The sequence below is a fragment of the Exiguobacterium sp. s129 genome, assembly GCF_018617585.1.
GTDB lineage: Bacteria > Bacillota > Bacilli > Exiguobacteriales > Exiguobacteriaceae > Exiguobacterium > Exiguobacterium aestuarii_A.
On record NZ_JACSKL010000007.1, the window covers coordinates 1 to 19,180 of the forward strand.

At 49.3% G+C, this 19,180-nt stretch carries 22 protein-coding genes; 10 read left to right on the plus strand and 12 right to left on the minus strand.

Annotated elements, in window-relative coordinates; translation table 11 throughout:
- Window positions 1-127: 127 nt before the first annotated feature.
- Complete coding sequence (locus tag KNO92_RS09235) at window positions 128-1,429, minus strand: murein hydrolase activator EnvC family protein (RefSeq protein WP_214760997.1); 1,302 nt, start codon at window positions 1,427-1,429, stop codon at window positions 128-130.
- Between the two features lie 294 nt (window positions 1,430-1,723).
- Window positions 1,724-2,242: a VanZ family protein gene (locus KNO92_RS09240; RefSeq protein ID WP_214760999.1), complete on the minus strand. Its 519-nt coding sequence runs from the start codon at window positions 2,240-2,242 to the stop codon at window positions 1,724-1,726.
- 162 nt (window positions 2,243-2,404) lie between these two features.
- On the opposite strand from KNO92_RS09240, the gene KNO92_RS09245 reads away from it, so the two are divergent.
- Window positions 2,405-2,878: a glutathione peroxidase gene (locus tag KNO92_RS09245; protein ID WP_214695149.1), complete on the plus strand. Its 474-nt coding sequence runs from the start codon at window positions 2,405-2,407 to the stop codon at window positions 2,876-2,878.
- Between the two features lie 35 nt (window positions 2,879-2,913).
- Here KNO92_RS09245 and KNO92_RS09250 read toward each other — a convergent pair whose 3' ends face one another.
- Both KNO92_RS09250 and KNO92_RS09255 read right to left on the minus strand, forming a co-directional pair.
- Window positions 2,914-3,828 carry a CAP domain-containing protein gene (locus tag KNO92_RS09250; RefSeq protein ID WP_214761001.1) on the minus strand — a complete coding sequence of 305 codons (915 nt, stop codon included), beginning with the start codon at window positions 3,826-3,828 and terminating at the stop codon, window positions 2,914-2,916.
- Window positions 3,829-3,841: 13 nt separating this feature from the next.
- On the minus strand, window positions 3,842-4,294 hold the full coding sequence (locus KNO92_RS09255) for a MarR family winged helix-turn-helix transcriptional regulator (RefSeq protein ID WP_214761004.1): 453 nt from the start codon (window positions 4,292-4,294) through the stop codon (window positions 3,842-3,844).
- Window positions 4,295-4,411: 117 nt separating this feature from the next.
- Here KNO92_RS09255 and KNO92_RS09260 point away from each other — a divergent pair, with 117 nt between their 5' ends.
- On the plus strand, window positions 4,412-4,825 hold the full coding sequence (locus KNO92_RS09260; protein WP_074032719.1) for an organic hydroperoxide resistance protein: 414 nt from the start codon (window positions 4,412-4,414) through the stop codon (window positions 4,823-4,825).
- 93 nt (window positions 4,826-4,918) lie between these two features.
- The gene (locus KNO92_RS09265) at window positions 4,919-5,761 is read left to right on the plus strand and encodes a metallophosphoesterase (protein ID WP_214761007.1); all 843 of its coding nucleotides are present in this window, start codon (window positions 4,919-4,921) and stop codon (window positions 5,759-5,761) included.
- A 28-nt stretch (window positions 5,762-5,789) separates the two neighbouring features.
- Here KNO92_RS09265 and KNO92_RS09270 read toward each other — a convergent pair whose 3' ends face one another.
- The 3 genes from KNO92_RS09270 to abc-f all read right to left on the minus strand — a co-directional run bounded on the left by KNO92_RS09270 (window position 5,790) and on the right by abc-f (window position 9,269).
- Window positions 5,790-6,692: a cation diffusion facilitator family transporter gene (locus KNO92_RS09270; protein ID WP_214761009.1), complete on the minus strand. Its 903-nt coding sequence runs from the start codon at window positions 6,690-6,692 to the stop codon at window positions 5,790-5,792.
- Between the two features lie 109 nt (window positions 6,693-6,801).
- Window positions 6,802-7,560, minus strand: coding sequence for a hypothetical protein (locus KNO92_RS09275; RefSeq protein ID WP_214761011.1), 759 nt, complete (start codon window positions 7,558-7,560; stop codon window positions 6,802-6,804).
- Between the two features lie 11 nt (window positions 7,561-7,571).
- A complete protein-coding gene (gene abc-f / locus KNO92_RS09280; protein WP_214761013.1) occupies window positions 7,572-9,269 on the minus strand; it encodes a ribosomal protection-like ABC-F family protein in 1,698 nt (565 codons plus the stop codon).
- Between the two features lie 367 nt (window positions 9,270-9,636).
- Between abc-f and KNO92_RS09285 the strand changes: the two genes are divergently transcribed.
- From KNO92_RS09285 to KNO92_RS09295, 3 genes are all read left to right on the plus strand, one after another.
- Complete coding sequence (locus KNO92_RS09285; RefSeq protein ID WP_251127095.1) at window positions 9,637-10,542, plus strand: MBL fold metallo-hydrolase; 906 nt, start codon at window positions 9,637-9,639, stop codon at window positions 10,540-10,542.
- A gap of 61 nt (window positions 10,543-10,603) precedes the next feature.
- Window positions 10,604-11,437, plus strand: a complete 834-nt coding sequence (locus tag KNO92_RS09290; protein WP_214761017.1) for an aldo/keto reductase — start codon at window positions 10,604-10,606, stop codon at window positions 11,435-11,437.
- A gap of 12 nt (window positions 11,438-11,449) precedes the next feature.
- Window positions 11,450-12,064 (plus strand): PH domain-containing protein, encoded by a 615-nt coding sequence (locus tag KNO92_RS09295; protein WP_214747806.1) that lies wholly within the window; start codon window positions 11,450-11,452, stop codon window positions 12,062-12,064.
- A gap of 43 nt (window positions 12,065-12,107) precedes the next feature.
- On the opposite strand, the gene KNO92_RS09300 is transcribed toward KNO92_RS09295, so the two are convergent.
- On the minus strand, window positions 12,108-12,626 hold the full coding sequence (locus tag KNO92_RS09300) for a DUF1836 domain-containing protein (RefSeq protein WP_214761019.1): 519 nt from the start codon (window positions 12,624-12,626) through the stop codon (window positions 12,108-12,110).
- A gap of 126 nt (window positions 12,627-12,752) precedes the next feature.
- Here KNO92_RS09300 and trhA point away from each other — a divergent pair, with 126 nt between their 5' ends.
- From trhA to KNO92_RS09315, 3 genes are all read left to right on the plus strand, one after another.
- Window positions 12,753-13,397, plus strand: a complete 645-nt coding sequence (gene trhA, locus KNO92_RS09305) for a PAQR family membrane homeostasis protein TrhA (RefSeq protein ID WP_074032708.1) — start codon at window positions 12,753-12,755, stop codon at window positions 13,395-13,397.
- Between the two features lie 86 nt (window positions 13,398-13,483).
- Window positions 13,484-14,179, plus strand: a complete 696-nt coding sequence (locus KNO92_RS09310; protein WP_214697332.1) for a DsbA family oxidoreductase — start codon at window positions 13,484-13,486, stop codon at window positions 14,177-14,179.
- 97 nt (window positions 14,180-14,276) lie between these two features.
- On the plus strand, window positions 14,277-15,494 hold the full coding sequence (locus KNO92_RS09315) for an MFS transporter (RefSeq protein WP_214761021.1): 1,218 nt from the start codon (window positions 14,277-14,279) through the stop codon (window positions 15,492-15,494).
- Between the two features lie 22 nt (window positions 15,495-15,516).
- Here the strand turns inward: KNO92_RS09315 and KNO92_RS09320 are convergent, their stop codons facing one another.
- A complete protein-coding gene (locus KNO92_RS09320; protein ID WP_214761023.1) occupies window positions 15,517-16,611 on the minus strand; it encodes an MBL fold metallo-hydrolase in 1,095 nt (364 codons plus the stop codon).
- 182 nt (window positions 16,612-16,793) lie between these two features.
- Between KNO92_RS09320 and KNO92_RS09325 the strand changes: the two genes are divergently transcribed.
- Window positions 16,794-17,516, plus strand: a complete 723-nt coding sequence (locus KNO92_RS09325) for a DUF4386 domain-containing protein (RefSeq protein ID WP_214761025.1) — start codon at window positions 16,794-16,796, stop codon at window positions 17,514-17,516.
- Here KNO92_RS09325 and KNO92_RS09330 read toward each other — a convergent pair.
- From KNO92_RS09330 to KNO92_RS09340, 3 genes are all read right to left on the minus strand, one after another.
- Window positions 17,476-18,069 (minus strand): Crp/Fnr family transcriptional regulator, encoded by a 594-nt coding sequence (locus KNO92_RS09330; RefSeq protein ID WP_214761027.1) that lies wholly within the window; start codon window positions 18,067-18,069, stop codon window positions 17,476-17,478. The genes KNO92_RS09325 and KNO92_RS09330 overlap by 41 nt on opposite strands.
- A gap of 104 nt (window positions 18,070-18,173) precedes the next feature.
- Window positions 18,174-18,761 (minus strand): SCO family protein, encoded by a 588-nt coding sequence (locus KNO92_RS09335; RefSeq protein WP_285800687.1) that lies wholly within the window; start codon window positions 18,759-18,761, stop codon window positions 18,174-18,176.
- 4 nt (window positions 18,762-18,765) lie between these two features.
- A complete protein-coding gene (locus KNO92_RS09340) occupies window positions 18,766-19,179 on the minus strand; it encodes a disulfide oxidoreductase (RefSeq protein ID WP_214761029.1) in 414 nt (137 codons plus the stop codon).
- Window position 19,180 lies beyond the last annotated feature (1 nt).

Genomic DNA, 19,180 nt, shown 5'->3' on the forward strand with positions numbered 1-19,180 from the left:
TTTTTGTCGGGCAGAGCGCCTCGAGCTCGTTGGACATAAAAAAAGACGAACCAAATCGCACGTGGCGATTTGGTTCGTCAACAGCCTGAGTGATCGACGCGTTCGTCGATCACTATCTTTGTGTTGATTAGAAGAATGATGCTGGGTTGACTGTGCCGCCAGCGCTTGATGATGACCATGAGTAACCGCCACGGTGAATCTCGAAATGAAGGTGTGAACCTGTCGAGTTCCCTGTGCTACCCATGCCGCCAAGGTTTTGACCTTGTGACACGCGTTGACCTGCTTTAACTGAGACCGAGCTCATGTGTGCGTATACTGTCGTCCACACTTGTCCGTTGATGACGTGTGTGATCATGACGTGGTTTCCGTATGCGCCACCCCATCCAGCTCGTGTGACTGTACCAGTAGCTGCCGCATAGATTGGCGTACCAACTCCTGCAGCGATATCAAGGCCGTTGTGGAATGTGTAGCCGTTTACGCCGCTCGCTGGTCCCCATCCTTGTGTGAGGCGACCGCTTGCCGGACGTTGGAACATCCCGCCGCTCGCTGGTGCAGAGGCTACAGGTGTTGATGTTGATGCGCTAGAACCACTGTTGCTTGAGTTTGCACTTTGTTGCTTCTTAGCAGCTGTTGCTTCTGCCGCTGCGCGACGTGCTTCTTCTTCAGCACGACGTTGTGCTTCGATTTCTGCTTGAATCGCTTTCTCTTGAGCTTTGAGCGTATCTTCCATCTCTTGTAGGCTCATGAGTTTTGATTCGAATTTCACTTTTTCAGCTTCGAGTTTCTTGATTTTCGCTGCACGCTCTTTCATTTTTTGATCGAGCTCTTTTTGGCGTTTTTCAAGTTCTTCTTTTTGCTTCACGAGTGAATCGCGCTCTGCTTTTAATTCAGCTTGTGCTTTTGCAAGTTTCTCTTTCGTTGCTTCATATTCTTCGAAGATCTGTTGGTCGTTCTCTTGAATCGTACCAGCTGTAATCATACGTGTGATCAAGTCACTAAAGTTTTTTGAACCGAAGATGAACTCAGCCCAGTTGACTGATGAACCACCGTTCTTTTGCATCGTCGCCATACGGTCTTTCATGAGTTCTTCTTGTGCTTTCATTTTTGCTTCGTATTTTTTGATTTGCTCTTGAAGCTTTTGAATTTTTTCTTCAGTTGCACGGATCTCAGCTTTTTTCTGAGCGACATCGTTGATGACGTCTTGGAGTTGAGCATCTAACTTGTTGATTTCTTGTTGCTCTTTGCTGATGGCTTGCTCACGTGATTGAATCGAAGAGTTTGCTTTCGACTGCTCGCTGCTATTCTTTTGTCGTTGTTCTTGTACTTTCTTCTGCTTCTCTGTAAGTGAGGCTGCATAAGTCGGTGACGTTCCGCCGATCAAGAGTGCGCCTAGAGTGACTGTGGCTGCAAATTTCTTCAAGTTACCCAATGTGCTTCCCTCCGCTGATTCCTGTGTATTTTTTATCTATAATCGTTCAAGTATTTTCTATAAGATAAGTTGCGATATTTCATTCGCTCTGTGACTCATTATAGCAATCTAAACCAAAAGTTATTTTACACTTATATTTCATTCGTATGACATTGACCTAATTTAGGTTTTATCCCTTAAAAAACGTGGGTATAGACAATATTTTATTTGGTTTGTTGTCACAAAATAGTTTTTAAAATAAGAAAAGCACTTTGAGAAAGCGCTTTTCACATAACAACCTATATCATTTTTTGACTACCTTAATGCCACATATCCGGCTCGTTTCCCTCGTTTTCGTTTTAAACGAAGTAATAAGAAGCCACCGATGAGCACGACTCCAGCAATTGCCCCACTGCTGTCCAATAGGACATCTTGCAGTAACGGCGTCCGCTCCGGTGTCAAACTCTGATGATACTCATCAAAGATGGCGACCGTATTGGCGAGCGTCCAAGCGAACAATAGATTCAGCCCGGCATGAAGGCTCGTTCTCGAAATCGCCTTGACGAACAAGGCGCCAAGAGCGAAAAAGGTGACGAAATGTGCCGTTTTCCGCATCAAGAACTCGATGAGACCGACTGTCCCTAACGTGTCGAGTGACACTTCTTTTCCTGCATAGTCAAACTCGACGTTCGCTAACGTCGGCTCAATCCAGCTCCAATCGAATCGCTCGAGTGGCGAAACGATCGACTGATCTGAGTAAGGTGTTGCACTCGAGAAGAATAATCCAATCAAAATGAGCGCGATCCATATAAATTCATTTTTTAAAAGTCGCATAACACCGTTCCTTTCTACAACGAGTTTCATTATACGGATTGTACTTCACGAAATATGTAACAGCGACATCATGATTTTATAACAATTTGATTGCACGTAACGCGTTCAAAGTCGAGATAGCGGATTTCTCTTGGTATACTACAGAAAAAAGGGGGATTCAATATGATTTATGATTTTGAAGCATTGGACATGAAAGGTCAGTTACAACCGTTAGCTACATATAAGGGAGACGTCTTACTCATCGTCAATACAGCGAGTAAGTGTGGATTCACGCCACAGCTCGAAGGTCTCGAGTCGCTATACAACTCGTACAAGGGGCAAGGTCTTCAGATTTTAGGTTTCCCTTGCAACCAGTTCGGACATCAAGATCCGGGCTCAAACGAAGAGATCCAAGAGTTTTGCCAACTGAACTATGGCGTATCGTTCCCGATGTTTGCGAAAGTCGATGTGAACGGAAAAGACGCGCATCCACTCTTCACGTATCTCTCAAAAGAGGCACCTGGGCTGCTCGGATCGAAGGCGATCAAATGGAACTTCACAAAGTTCTTAGTCGACCGTGATGGAAACGTCGTCGAACGCTTCTCGCCACAGACGACACCGGCCGAGATTGAGGATGCGGTCAAAAAACTCATCTAACACAAAAAGGATGGCTCCGAGGTGGAGTCATCCTTTTATCTAGGGGTAATGAAGTTGATCGTATAGAACGGACTGTTCTCATCGTTGTAGGCGAGTCCGACGGCAGCATGACTGAATCGTGGTTGCATGATGTTCTCACGGTGCCCCTTCGAATTCATCAGCCCCCAATGCGCATGGAACACGCTCATCTGTCCCATCGCCAAATTCTCTCCGGCCATCGAGTATGACAGTCCCGCTTCATCCATTCGGTCGAACGGGTCGCGGCCTTCCGGGTCCGTATGACTGAAGAAGTCGTTCTCCACCATGTTCTGACTGTGCGCCCGAACGACCGGATAGAGTGGCTCATAATCAGCGAGCGCACTCAAGTCATATTTTTCACGGTCCCAGTTCATCAGGATTCGCATCAACTGTTCGTTCGCGACGGTCCCTTCCGCAGAAATATCACCGTAGTACCCATCACTCGCCTCTTCCACTCGGCGGTCAACCGACAAGACCCCTTTCAAGCGGTCATCGTCATGTTGGTCGAAGAAAAGCGTGACATATTGCCCATCAATCGCAAACACCGAAAAGGATGGATCGTCCGGGATCAGGTAGCGATTCAATCCTTTGTTGTAGGACGTCACTTTCTCAAAGCCGATTTCCTCGACTTGGTCACGTGTCGTCTCATCAAGCACGAGACCGCGATACGTGCTTCCTGTCTCGAACTGATAAAACCCTTTTTTGGCGCCGTCCTCGTCAATGAGTTCAAGGCCACGATCTCCGCCACGTTCGACCAGGTACCAATCATGCCCGGCATATTGGCTCGTAAACTTCGGTGCATCCGTCGCACGTTCCGTCGCCACCTCAGACTCGACCTGAATGCTCGTCGGGGCAGAGACGTTCGGCATTTCATATTGCCAAGCCATATACAATCCAATCCCCATTAAGAGGATGATCAATTTTCGAAACATGGCTCCTCCTTCCTTACTGCTCGCGCTGACGCTCCCCGAAATCGTGAAGTCTCTCCTTGATATCGGTGAGCATCCCCATGTATGCGACATATGTCGCTTCGTCTATATTTAGCATACCATTGACTTGTAACGGCACATCTGCTGCCTGCTCACGCAACGCGCTGCCACGATCGGTCAAACGGACGACGACTTTTCGCTCATCGTCTGTCGCACGACTCTTTTCGACATATCCGATTTGAATCAATCGTTTCACGAGGGGGGACAACGTGCCCGAGTCGAGTGTCAGCCTCATTCCGAGCTGACGCAAATCGATGCCATCCTCTTCCCATAAGACGAGCATGACCAGATACTGACTATATGTCAGGTTTAGCGGTTCTAAAATTGGGCGATATAAACGGGTAAGCTCTTTTGAAGCGGTATACAATTGAAAACATATTTGGTGTTCGAGTTTTAAAGTTTGTTCCATACGTAATCCTCCGTACTCTTCTTTAGCCAAGCATATCACTTGCGAAACTTTTTGACTGCTCTATAATTTAAATTGTGCACAACTTAATTGTTTAAAATGAAATGGAGGAATTGAATCATGAAATCACTATTCACAGCATCAGCAACTGCAATCGGTGGCCGCGAAGGTCATGTGAAATCGACAGACGGCGTCATTGACATGGACGTCTCAATGCCAGGCGCGAAACACGTCGACGGTGCGACAAACCCAGAACAACTTTTCGCAGCGGGATATGCGGCTTGCTTCGGTAGTGCTCTCAACCTCATCATCGGGAAAGAACGTGTGAAGACAGACGGATCGAGCGTCACAGGTCATGTCACATTGAACCAAAACGATGAAGGGTTCTTCATTTCAGTCGAGCTTGAAGTCGAAATCAAAGGTGTCGACCAAGCGACAGCAGAACGCCTTGTTGAAGAAGCACACCAAGTGTGCCCTTATTCAAAAGCGACGCGCGGCAATGTCGATGTGAAATTGACAGCCAAAGCAGCATAATCATCCATCCCGCTCTTCAGGAGCGGGATTTTTTTGCTTAACCCTGTCTATCGGAGTAAGATAGAGACACGATTAAGAAAGGAGGGAGCACTGATGAAAAAACGTAAATCAACTTTTGTGTTAATCGTACTCGGTTTCTTGCTGTTCACGGCGACGTATAATGGGCTGACCGTCCAAACGTATGAGGTGATATCTGAAAAGCTGTCTGCTGACGAATCGCTTCGCATCGTGCTCCTTTCTGATTTACATAGCGCCTCGTACGGCTATAAACAATCGATTTTAATCGATCAAGTCCGTGCGCAAAAACCGGACCTGATCGTCATGCCTGGTGACCTGATTGATCGCTATCGTTCCCCCGAACCTGCTTTCGAACTCGTCGAAGGACTCGCCGGGATTGCGCCGATGTATTTCGTGACCGGCAACCACGAAATCGATGACTCTGACGACTACATTCGTCATGATGCCAAAAATGTATTCCGTTCTCTTGGCGTGACCGTTCTTGAAAACGAATGGGAACCGATCACCGTCAATGGAATCGAACTCGTCATCGGTGGATTAGAAGATCCGTTACGAACGTATGCCGAAAATATTTACGGAAGTTGGGAAACGGACGTCACGACAGCAATGCAAGATTTTGATTCAACCAACACGTTCAACCTGCTCCTCTCCCATCGAGCCGAAATGGTCGACACGTATGCCGACTTACCGTTCGACCTCGTCTTGTCCGGTCATGCCCACGGCGGACAAGTGAGGATCCCATATTTATTGAACGGTTTATTCGCCCCTGACCAAGGATTTTTCCCGAAATACGCGGGCGGTCTTTATGAACACGAAACGTTCACCCACGTGATCGGACGGGGATTCAATTATAGCTTTAACGTGCCTCGCATCTACAACCCACCAGAGATTGTGGTAATTGACGTGCACGGCAAATAACGGACGCTCAAATGAGTGTCCGTTTTGCTTACCAAATGATTCGTTCCTCGCAACATTGTCGTTCACGTTCGACTTGCACCGTTGAGCGCTCGAACGTCCCATATTTACGAATCCGTTCCGTCACTTGACGTAACACGGCCTGGTCGTCCGTGTCTTCTCCGATCAACACATGGCACGTCGCCGCATGCTCACTCGATGAGATTGACCAGACATGCAGGTCGTGTACTTCTTTCACCCCTTCGACTGTGGCAATTTCTGCTTGCATCGCTCGGACATCGATTTGTTCCGGTGACCCTTCCATCAGGATGTGAATCGCATCGCGCGTCACGCGATAACCGCTAATCAAGATGAGAATGGCGACAAACGCACTCGCGACCGGGTCCGCCCACGTCCATCCGAACAACATAATCAAGAGTGCTGCCGTGATGGCACCGACCGATCCGAGTAAGTCTCCGAACACGTGAAGCAACGCACTCTTCACGTTCAAATTATCTTTCTCTCCGCGCATCAAAATCCAAGCGGCGAGGATATTGACGAGTAGTCCAATAATGGCGACCACGAGCATTCCCCCACTCAAAATTTCTGGTGGAGCACTCAATCGCTGATATGCCTCGAATAAGATATAAATCGAGATGACGAGTAAGGTCAGCCCGTTAATGAATGCCGCTAAAATTTCAAAGCGTCGATATCCAAACGTCCGGTTCGGTGTCGCCGCCTTCGCCCCGAATCGAACGGCTAGGAAACTGAGTCCTAAAGCCGCTGCATCTCCGAGCATATGACCCGCATCGGATAAGAGTGCCAAACTGTTCGTCCATAGTCCGCCGATGACCTCGACGACCATGAACATCGCAATCAACAGAAAAGCGAGGAACAGCGCACGCTGATTCGTGGAATGATGATGGTGATGGTCGTGATCATGATGATGTCCCATAACTGACGCCTCCTTCTACTTCTTATCTTATTCCATTTTCCTTAAACATTCAAACGTCCATTTGAATGAAACATCATAAAAAAACGGGAGATTTCTCTCCCGTCTTGTCTCACTTGTGCTCGAGACGCACGCGCATCACACCGCTGTATGGGAACAACTTCAACTGAACCGTCTCCCCTTCGTACCAAATCCCAGTTGCTTGTTCGTTCGTCGGTGTCACATCAGGCGTCACGACTGCCTGACGGTCCCAATCGATGGCACGCACTTTTTGGTCCCGTACCATCAAGAAGAATCCATCATAGAAATGATATTCGTTCACTTGGTCACGCTGAACGGCAGTCGGGCTACCGAGTTCGGCGCGCACGGTCGCCACATCTTTGCCGATCCAATCAAGGACGGTCTCCGAAGCGCTCGGGACGACTTGTTGCCATGCGGCAATCACGTCATCGTCCGACAAGGCCGGTGCTTCCGTCGTCACACTTTCTTCCGTGACCCACCCCGTCATACGCTCATTCAACTGTACTTTCACGAAGCCACTGACCGTCTCCAAACGTTCGAAACGATCACCGAGGTCGGCTTCATAGACGACTGCGACACGGTCATCTGCATAGACTTTCGTATACGGTTGCCCGATATAGATTGTATCTGCAGACTCGGTTTCGGTATCGGTCGGTTGTTCCGACTCGGAATCGACCATCTCGGTCGCAATCTCATCTGATTTCGGTAAAGCAGACTCTTCTTTTTTGTCGATCAGTGCCGCGAACGCGATGATCCCGACTAAAGCGAGGACCAAGGCTACCGCCGTCGTCACCCGGAACACTCGTTTACGCTTTCGTGTCGTCGCGCGCGACAATCTTCCTCCATTCATGTTCTTCACTCCTACTCGATTCGATTCATTCCACTCGTTTCGTCAAATGGTAGGAGGTTTCCTGCCTCGTCAAAAAATTTCAAGTCGTGTTTTGTCAATTCGTCCATCGTTTGCATCATCTGCTCAACATCGACCGGTTCATCGTTCTCCATATTCTCACGAATACGAATCGTTTCACCGAGCTCGATCGTCCGCGAGGTCAAGCGATGGAAATAACGGTCATGCGTAATGAGAAGCAATCCACCCGGGTACACGGACAACGCCGTCTCGATTTGTTCCCGTGTCGCCACATCTAAATAGTTCGTCGGTTCGTCGAGCGCCAACAGATGCGCATCGGAGAAATAGAGAATCAGGAAGGCAATCCGACACTTCTCGCCCATACTCGCCTCATTGATCGGTCGATGCACCTCATCCCGACGGAACAAAAAGTGAGCGAGCAGTGTCCGAGCCTCTGTCTCCCCGATGTCACTCTGGGCGAGTAACGCATCGAGCAGTGTCCCCGTCTTCGGTAAACGTTCGAGCGTTTGCGAGAAATACCCAATCTTCAGACGAGGATGCCGCTTGATCACACCTGAAAGCGGTGCTCGTTCACCAATCAGCACATTCAATAACGTCGTCTTTCCGCTTCCATTCGGTCCGATGATGGAGAGGCGTTCACCTTTTTGAATCGAGAAGGAAATCCGTTCATAGAATGGCTTGTCGTATCCAAACGTCACCTCTTCACACGTCAACCACGTCTTCGCTTCGAGCTCATCGGCCGCAAATTGGACGGAGATGGTCTTCTCCTCTTTCGGCTTACGTGGACGATTGTCTTCGAGCTGTTTGAGCTTCTGTTCCCTCGCCTTCATCTTGACGGCGAGATTGGCCGCTCCTTTTTGAGCCCCCGGACTGCGGACACTGGCCGTCGCTTTCGCCTTCAAGTGCCAGCCTTTGTACTGGGCAATCATATCGAGCAGCTCTGCTTTTCGGCTCACGTAGCGGGCATGAGCTCGCTCATCACGCAGGCGTTCGTCCTCTTTTTGACGTCGATACGCCGTATAGTTCCCTGGGTATCTGGTGACTTCCCCATCCGACAGTTCGAGGATGATTGTCGCAACATCATCCATCAGTTGACGGTCGTGGGAGATAATCAGCACCGTCCCATCGAATCGGTTCAGCCATTTCGTGAGCCAGTCAATCGACTCGACATCCAGATGGTTCGTCGGCTCGTCGAGTAGGACGACGTCGACCTGCTTCATCGTCAACGTCGAGAGTTGTGCCCGTGTCTTCTCTCCCCCGCTCAAATTGTTGATGTTTTGGTCGAGTTGACCGTCCAACCCGAGTCGGGTCAACGCTTGCGTCGCCTCTTGCTCTAAGTTATACACATCGAGTGCGAGCGCTCGTTCATAGGAACGCATGACTCGCATCTCATCGCCAGACGACACCTCTTCATAAAGGGCGTACCGTTCAGGATCGCTCCGCATCACCCACTCGAGTAGTGACATATCTTCGGATTCGATTGTCTGACGGACGAGCCCGACTTCACCTTGACATTCGATCGCCCCGGCTTGTGGCGTCAATTCCCCTGTCACGAGTCGGAAGAGTGTCGTCTTCCCACTTCCGTTCAGCCCGAATAACACAGCGCGTTCTCCGGCTGCGACCTCAAACGAGACCGCTTCAAATAATGGTTTCCGGTCGTAATCGAACCGGACTTGTTTCATAGCTAACATCTGTTTCACCTCGCTCATTTTTCCGATACGCGATGAAACAAAAAACACCATCCGCTCAAAAGGCGGTGGTGTGAAGGAATCCGTTCAAAGAGGAAAAAGAGCACTTCCCGCACTTGAAAAATGGACACACTTCACCCGTGACTGTTCAAGCGAACAGTGATGATTCGTCTCATCGTTGGAGTGAACGTGTTTTTTTCATGGCACGGTGTACCTCTCTTTCCTAAGTTACTGCCACCTTATCAAATTGAAAGCGGATTCGCAAGAGCGCACCCCACAATCTCCCATTTTTTCTACTCCTTTAGGCGGATGCGATGCACTCTTCCTCGCGTTATGATGACAGTATATTCGAACAGTGAGGTGATGCATGATGCGTCGACGCATCCTCGTTCCGAGTGCCGTCTTGGCGAGCGTCGGAAAGTTTCTTTATACACGATTCAAACGACGGCTCCCCCGCCCACGTTTTAAATGGCCAGAACGTCCAGAACTGACAACCATCGATGAGACGCATGTGCAAGCGACGTGGATTGGGCATTCGACCGTCCTCATCCATTGGTATGGACTCAAAATTTTGACGGACCCCGTCTTCTCCAAACGAATCGGTGTCCATTTAGGACCACTGACAATCGGCATGAAACGTCACACGGCCCCCGCCCTCTCCATCGAGGATGTCGGACCGGTTGACGTCATCTTGCTCAGTCACGCCCATATGGATCACTTTGACCATAAAAGTTTAAAACGACTCATCACCCGCGAGACGATTGTCGTCTCCGCTCCAGGGACGAGTCGCCTGCTCCGTCGATACCCGAGTCTGCAGACGCTCGAGCTGCATCCGCATGACAAAGTGACCTTGGCGAACGGGCTCGATGTCCGGGCCATCCCTGTCAAACATTGGGGCAACCGTTTCCCATGGGACAAACATATGGGCTATAACGGCTATCTATTAAAATACAAAGGGATCCGAATGCTGTTTGCGGGAGACACGGCATACACCGACTCCTTCAAAGGGCTCGCCGACCGTGAACCGATTGACCTCGCGTTCTTCCCAATCGGCGCTTATCAACCGGACTCGTTCCAAGAGGCGCACTGTACCCCCGAACAGGCTTGGATGATGTACAAAGAGAGCGGGGCGAAGCGCTTCTTCCCGATGCATTGGGACACGTTCGTCCTCTCTTATGAGCCGGTCGAGGAGCCGTATCACCGTCTCGTCGCGGCCGCAAAACTGGACCGTGACCAAATTGTGATCAAGTCACATGGGGAAAGCATCCGCCTGTAGTTTTTCCTTTCCCTTCATCCAAATTTTCGGTAACGTTAAAGACGAGAGGGAGGGATTTGTTATGGAATGGACGACGTTGAATAATGACGTCAAGATGCCGATGCTCGGGCTCGGTGTGTATAAGGTCGAAGACGGCGCAGTGACGGTCGATACGGTCAAAGCTGCGCTTGAAGCGGATTATCGTTTGATTGATACGGCCGCGATTTATCAAAACGAAGAAAGTGTCGGGCAAGCGCTTCGTGAAGCAGGCATTCCTCGGGAGGATGTGTTTGTGACGACGAAGCTTTGGAATGAGTTCCACGGGTTCGATGAGGCGCTCCAAGCGTTTCAAGATAGTCTCGACCGACTCGGTCTTGAGTATGTCGATTTATTCCTCATCCACTGGCCGATGCCTCGTTTCGGGAAGTTCGTCGAAACGTATAAGGCACTCGAACAGTTATATGAAGAAGGACGTGTCCGTGCAATTGGCGTCTCGAACTTTGAAGTCGAGCACTTAGAACAAATCATTCAGTCGTGCTCGATCGTCCCGGCCGTGAACCAGGTCGAGATCCATCCATATTTGTCTCAAAAGGAATTGATTGCTTTCTGCAAACGATATGACATTCAAATTCAGGCGTGGAGTCCACTCATGAAAGGACGCGAAGCGCTCGAAGATGACACGATTGTCGAGATTGCGAACCGTCACGGCAAATCACCGGCTCAAGTCATCTTGCGCTGGCACTTACAAAACGGGGTCGCCGTCATCCCGAAATCGGTGACACCAAGTCGAATCAAAGAGAATATACAGGTATTCGACTTTACGTTGACGAAAGAAGAGATGGCGGCCATCGATACGCTCAACCGTGATGAGCGGACAGGCTCCGACCCGAAAGAGATGCATAAAATCCATTATTGAGGAGTGAATGACATGTTCAAAAAACTGGCTTCTGATTTGACTGGCTTCAGCGACATCGGTGAGGTGATTGACCCGTCCGACTTCGATAAGGCGGATGCGGATGATTACGTCCTTCACGAAGACAATGAAAAGATTTATTTCTTGATCAAGTCAAAATCAGATGAGTATTGTTTCACCAACTTGTCGATGATTCACCTCGATGGAACGAGCGCCATCAGTTCAAAGCGCGTCCTCTATCGTTATCCGTATTCACATTATCCGATCAAGCACGTCATGTTTGAGACGGCGGGTACGGTCGACCTCGATGTCGAAGTCAAATTCTCAATCGGCGACAAAGCGTACTCGATCGACATCAACAAAAAGCAAATCGAACATGTGAAAGATCTGTATAAGGCACTTCTCGCGATCGAAGAGATTCAACGGGAAGGTCGTCGTATGATGGAGTATGCGAACACGTCGCTCACGCACTCGGTATCGATTTTGAGCGGGCTCCGCGAAGGCGACATGAACGTACCGAACACGTTCAAGGAATTGAACGAGCAATCGTTCGATTGGCTACAACGTCACTATCATGAATGGAACCGTAAAGACTTCGGAGCGGTATACGAGAAGTACATCAATAACTAAAAAACAACTCCTCCGTGGGGCATTCGCCCTCGGAGGAGTTGTTTTATTTCTCATCAATCAACTGTTCGGCCAATCGTTGATACAAGTGGCTCATATGCACGGCAGACGCAATGGCGAGCGTTCGCTGCACACCGCTCTCTTTTTCGATCGATGCATTTAATAGTGTGTCCGCCTGGGTTTCAAACGCTTCTAAATTCTTCACTTTTTGCGCCTGATACGCTTCATAAAAGTCCTCGAGTGAGAACGTCTCGTCCGACTCGTTCAACGGTCGGAGCGTCTCTTTGATGTCATTGATCGACAGGAGACCTTTCATCTCATAAATCAAACTGAGTAACATCAGATGTTCGTTCGTATACTTTTTATTTTTGACAGGATGGAACAACTTGCCCTTGGCGTAGTTGTTGATCATCGTCTTCGTCAAAATCGTCTCATTCTCGTCCCGCTTCATCTTCCCATAATGTTGCTCGAACAATTGGATGACCTGATCCATGTATAAATCGACAGTCGGCAATACGTCTCTCGGGAGCGTTCCTTCCGTTTCAGTAATATTCTTCGCTTTCATCCGTCTCACCTCACCTTCAAGTATAAAGAAAACTCTCATTTGTCGAAAGGTACACCTTGCTGTTTGCTCCTCTTCAGTATATCATGTAGTTATCGATACTACATGATGTGATAAGGAGTGTTTTACATGAATTCGATTTTCCGTGAACCAATCAACGCGCTAACGCATCTCGCTGGTGCGGTACTCGCTTTCATTGCGCTGATTGCGATGGTCGTCAAAGCTTCATTACTTGGCTCGCCGCTTGCGATTATGGCCGCGATTCTATTCGGGATCAGCCTCGTCTTTCTTTACTTATCGTCAGGTCTTTACCATAGCATCATCGCCTCACCGAACGTCATCGCCTTCTTCCGGAGAATCGACCATGCGATGATCTACGCATTGATTGCGGGTACATATGCACCGCTTACGCTACTCGCACTCGAAGGACCGACACGCTGGGTCCTCTTCGGCACGGTGCACGCACTCGCCTTGTTCGGCATTGTCTTCAAACTCGTCTGGTTCCATGCCCCGCGTTTCTTATCGACCGCGCTCTACATCGGGATGGGCTGGCTGTCCGTCTTCTTTATCGGACCGCTCCATGACGTGATCGGCAACGCCGGCATCTTCTGGCTAGTCCTTGGGGGCGTCATGTATACGATTGGTGGGCTCATCTACGGGTTCAAGCCAAAATTCGTCAACTGGCGGGGATGGGGATTCCATGAGGTGTTCCATTTGTTCATCTTGTTCGGAAGCTTTGCCCACTTCGTCTGTGTCTTCTGGTACGTCTTTTAAGTCCTCTATCGGGGGACTTTTTTTGTGAGCCGTTTCCTGTACTTTGAATTCAAGATTTCCTACACTAGGGACAGGAGGGATTCATGATGAAAATTGAAGTATGGTCAGATTATGTCTGCCCGTTTTGTTATATCGGGAAGCGTCGTTTAGAAGAGGCGCTCGAACAGTTCCCACAGGCGGACCAAGTGGAAGTCGAATTCAAGAGTTTCGAGCTCGACCCGAACGCGCCGACGAATGATTCACGTACCATTTATGAGGCACTCGCAACGAAATATCGTATGCCGATCGAGCAGGCAAAAGGGACGACGGCACAAGTCGCGGCACAAGCCCGCGAAGTCGGACTCGATTACGACTTTGAGAACATGGTCGTCACGGGTACGCTCGACTCGCATCGTTTGACGCATTATGCGAAGACGGTCGGGAAAGAAAAAGAATTGTCGGAAGCGTTGCTTCAAGCTTACTTTGTCGATGCCAAACATATCGGGAACCACGATGTCCTGCTTGAAATCGCAACAAGCGTCGGTCTCGACCATGACGCTGTCCGTGACGTCTTGACGACTGACGTGTATACAGAAGACGTTCGTGCCGAAGAGAAGCGCGCAAGCGACCTTGGCATCACAGGTGTCCCGTTCTTCGTATTCGACAACAAATACGGAGTGTCTGGTGCTCAACCGACGGAAGCGTTCACGCAAGTGCTCGAAAAAGTCTGGTCTGAGAACAACCCGACAATCCAAGTCCTTTCGAACGGTGCGACGTGCACCGACGACAACTGTGATATTTGATTGATGAAGAAGCCGACATTCGGCTTCTTTTTTGTGGTATTCTCCACCCTACTACTTGATAATAGTGATTAGCATATAAGAATCGAGGACTACATCTATGTGGAAAAATCGGAACGTCTGGATCATCTTGACGGGCGAATTCGTCGCCGGTCTTGGTTTATGGCTCGGTATCATTGGCAATTTGGAATTCATGCAAGACCGCGTCCCCTCTGACTTTGTGAAGGCGGTCATTCTCGCCATCGGGTTACTCGCCGGGGTCGCCATCGGTCCGCTCGCGGGACGCCTCACCGACCAAGGCTCTAAGAAAAACATCATGCTCATCTCAAGCATCGTTCGAGCGCTCAGTGTGCTCTTCATGTTCGTTGCCATCGAGACGAATTCGGTCGTGTGGATGGTCGTCTTTTTAATTATTTTACAAGGGTCGGCGGCTTTTTACTTCCCTGCTCTACAAGCAGCGATCCCGCTCATCGTGAAAGAACGGGAGCTCCTCGCCTTGAACGGCGTCCATATGAACGTTTCGACGTTGTCACGTGTCATCGGGACGGCGATTGCCGGTGTCTTGTTGACACTGATTTCGCTCCGTAACGTCTATGCGCTTTCGCTCGTCGCCTATCTGTTGCTTGCGGTCGCGACGCTCTTCTTAAAGCTAGATGAATCGAAGACACCGTCGGCGAAAAAGATTGATGCGAAGGCATCGAGTGGCTTCAAAGATGTCTTTCCAATCATCAAATCAATCCCGGTCATCTTCATGACACTCGTCATGACGCTCATCCCCCTCCTCTTTATCGGAGGGTTCAACTTGCTCGTCATCAACATCAGTGAGTTGCAGGATTCGACCGCGATCAAAGGATGGATTTATACGGCAGAAGGACTCGCCTTCATGACAGGTGCCTTCATGATCAAACGGATTGGTGAAAAATTCTCGGCGTTCTCGATTTTATTCTCGTTCTCGTTTTTGATTGGTGTCGCACAACTGATGCTATATTTCGCAGACATCCCGTTCATGTCAATCGCGGCGTTCGTCGTATTCGGATTCTCGGTCGGTTGCTTCTTCCCGACGGCGGTCACGATTTTCCAGACACGGATGCCAAAAGAATATCACGGGCGCTTCTTCTCATTCCGTAACATGCTCGACCGGATCATCTTCCAAATCGTCCTTCTCGTGACAGGGTTCTTCCTCGATTTGATTGGACTTCAGCTCATGGTCGTCTTGTTTGGAATCAGTTCGATTGCGATGACAGCCGCGTTCCTCGTTTATACACGTAAACATAAACTGCATATCGAAGAAGACTCTGCTGAGAAAATCTCTTCTTAATTAAAACAAGCGATGACCGATGTCATCGCTTGTTTGCGTCTTCGAGCTCTCGCCACCATGTCGTCGTATCATTCCGACCGTCGAGCGTAATGCGCTCCCCAATCTTCGGAGTGAGGACGACCTCTTTCGGTAAGAGGGACGCCATCTGTTCCGCCGGGTCAAACCAATCGTGGAACGACAGCGTGAACGCCCCCCAATGAATCGGCATCATTTGGTCAGCGCGTAAATCGTGAAACGCCTGTGCCGTCTCTTCCGGCTGCATATGGACGTCTGGCCAGCGCACGTCATATTGTCCGCATTCGAGTGCGGCAAAATCGAACGGTCCGTACTGTTCACCAATCATTTTGAAGTGCGGCGCGTAGCCGCTGTCCCCGCTGAAGAAGAGCCGGTCTGTCTCGCCGAGGACGACCCATGACGCCCATAACGTGCTGTTGCGGTCCGTCAGAGAACGACCGGAGAAGTGACGTGCCGGCGTACATACAAACGTCCAATTCCCGAACGTATATGACTCGTTCCAATCTCGCTCCACGATTCGCTCTGCGCCGACACCCCATCGTTTCAAATGACTCCCTACCCCTAGCGGCACGATGAACATGGCGACCTTGTCTTTAATCGCAAGGATTGTCCCATAATCGAGATGGTCGTAATGGTCATGCGTCAACAAGACGACATCGATCTCAGGCAAGTCTTCGAGGTCGAACGGCAAATCTTCACTGAAACGCTCATTTTTAGCAAATGGGAGCGGCGATGGGCTGCGTCCGAACATCGGGTCGACGAGCATCGTCTTCCCGTCCATTTGTACCATGAGCGCCGAATGACCGAGCCAGTAAATTCTCGTGAAACTCGAACCCGTCTTCTCCTCGAAATCGATAGGCACGATTGGTAGCCGTTCACTCGGCTTACGAAGCGACGTCACATCACGATAGTCACGAGCCATCGATACCATGTCCTCTGCGGAAAAGTTCATCGGTGTCTCATATTGATTACGGAATTTCCCGTTGACCTGGTTCGGGGATTGAATTGATTTCGGTTTTCGTCCGAGTGGTTTGTACTGCGTCAGAATCGTTCCGGTGACGGCCGCCATTCCGACTAATGAGAGCAACATCGTCTTTTTCATCTAGATCCTCTTTTCTACAAGTTCGTTGCATTGATTATAACGTGCATGTCTCCATCTGATATCGGTTAGTATGCAGATTCGCTTATTTTTCAAAAAAATGGCGTGTTCTTGACTTAAGTCAATGTGAGACCGCTCCCATCCTTTTATGATGGAGACAAGATCATTCGAAAGGAGTTTTTCTCATGACCCATTCAACTGTCCGTTCACAACGGCGTGCCGCGCTTTGGTCTGGAATCGCACTCGTCCTCATGGCACTCGTCGCCTTTTTCGCGCAAGGATACGTCTATCAATCACTCGTCATCGAAAATGAAGCGATGACAACGTATGAGAACTTAATCAGTCATCCGACGCTGTTCCGTTTCGGTATCATCGGCTGGGGCATCATTGTCGTTCTAGACCTGATTGTCACCTACGGACTATATCGTTTCTTCAAACCATTTCATACTACATTCGCCTTACTCGTCGGGACACTTCGCTTCCTTTATTCGTTCATTCTCGCCTTCGCCGTTTTACGTCTCGTTGAAGCCGAGCGTGTCCTCGATACTTCCACTTCAGCTAGACAAGTGTATGAAACGGTCACGTCATTTGAAACCATTTGGTCGCTTGGCTTAATCGTGTTCGGTCTTCACCTCATCGCAGTCGGATGGATTGCGATGCGGACCCAATTCATTCCAAGAACGATTGGCATCTTACTTGTCGTTGCCGGTTTCAGTTATACGATTGTTCATGCTCTTTACCAATTCCAAACGCTTGAAAGCATGACGACTCGACTCGAGCTCATCCTCATACTTCCGATGTTCGTCGGCGAATTGGCCTTTGCCGTATGGTTGATCGTGAAAGGAAGAATACTTCCTACACATGATATCACTCGACAATCCGCAGGTGACGCGTCGCCCGCTTCTTGATCCGACTGAGTGACTCCGGTGTGATACCGAGATAGCTCGCCAGTTGATACTGTGGGACCCGATGAACCAAGTCGGGTCTCTTCTCCATCATGGCCTGATACCGTTCCTCCGGTGTGGATGACATGAACGAGGCGAAAGTATCCCGCATCGTTCCCATATCTTCTTGCATCATGTCACGCGTCATCGTCTCAAGGACAGGATTCTCCTCGTATTGTTCCTGCTCTGTCGCAAGGTCTCCGACGACGAGGCAACATTCTTCTATACACGCTAACGAATACGGTGATCGTCCATCTGCATGATGTTTCGTTAATATGGTGATACTTTGTTCTTCCGTGATGAAATCGACAGTGTGCTCGTTCCCGTCTTCGTCGACCTTATATTGACGAATGCAGCCACTCAGTACGAAATAGCATTTAGTCGGGACGTCTCCTTGATGCAATAGAATCTTCCCTTTCGGAAACGTGGCAATCGGTACATCCGCTACTAACCGTTCACACTCGTCGTCACTCAAATCCGTAAACCGTTTCATGTATCGAATCAAGACGTCTTTCATTCCGTCCACTCCTTTTCAAGGAAAACCGATCTAGTCCCTCAAGTATAGCAGGTTTTATCAATCAAAAAGACCTGCCCCACCGCTTTGGTAGGACAGGTCTTCAGTTAAGATTTTTGTAAGATTTTAATGTCGTTGATGATGTCTTCTGTCGGGACGTCTTGGAAACCAGGATACGCTTTGATGATTTTCCCTTCCTGGTCGACCAAATAGAAGTACGTAGCATGATCGACTTGTGTACCTTCTTCAGGCTTCCGGACGAGGGCTTTGAAGTTCTCTTGGGCGAACGTTTCGATCTCGTCTTGCGAGTAGCCCGACAAGAACTGCCAGTCCGCTTTCGCAAGGTCATAGCCACTCATGAATTCTTTCATCTTCTCCGGAGTGTCCACCGTCGGGTCAACACTGAACGAGACGAATTGCACGTCTTCGACGCCCTCTTCTTCAAGCGCTTCATTGAGCTTCGTCATGTTGTACGTCATTGGCGGACATACCGTCTCACAGCTTGTGAAGACGAAGTCTGCCATCCACACTTTCCCTTTTAAATCGTCGAGACTTACCATTTCTTCTTCTTGGTTCATGTATTCGAATGATTCGACTTCCCAGTTGAGCGGGTCCTCAATCTCTTGTCCGCATCCTGCTAGGACAATGAGCATTATCATCAAACTACCGATCCACCATTTCTTCACACGTTCCAACTCCTTATCGCTTTTTGACATTCCACATGAGGATGGTGATGAGCGTGAAAGCCGTCAATGCGAGGAACGGAATCGTGATGAATCCGAGCCAGTTGATGTATTGACCGCTGCACGGAACACCTTGTGCACAAGGCTGAATTTCTGCAAATCCCGGCACTTTTTGTACCAAGTAATGGTAAAGTGAAACAAAACCGCCTATGATAGTAAGCGGTAACACATATTTTCGCACCGCCCGATCTTCCGTGAAGACGGCAATCGCTAGGATAATCGTCAGCGGATACATAAAGATGCGTTGAATCCAGCATAGCTCACATGGTACAAACTCCCGAATCTCACTGAAATAGAGACTCCCGAGTGTCGCCGTCAACGCGACGAGCCAAGCGAGATACAATCCATATTTTTCGAAAAATGATTTCATC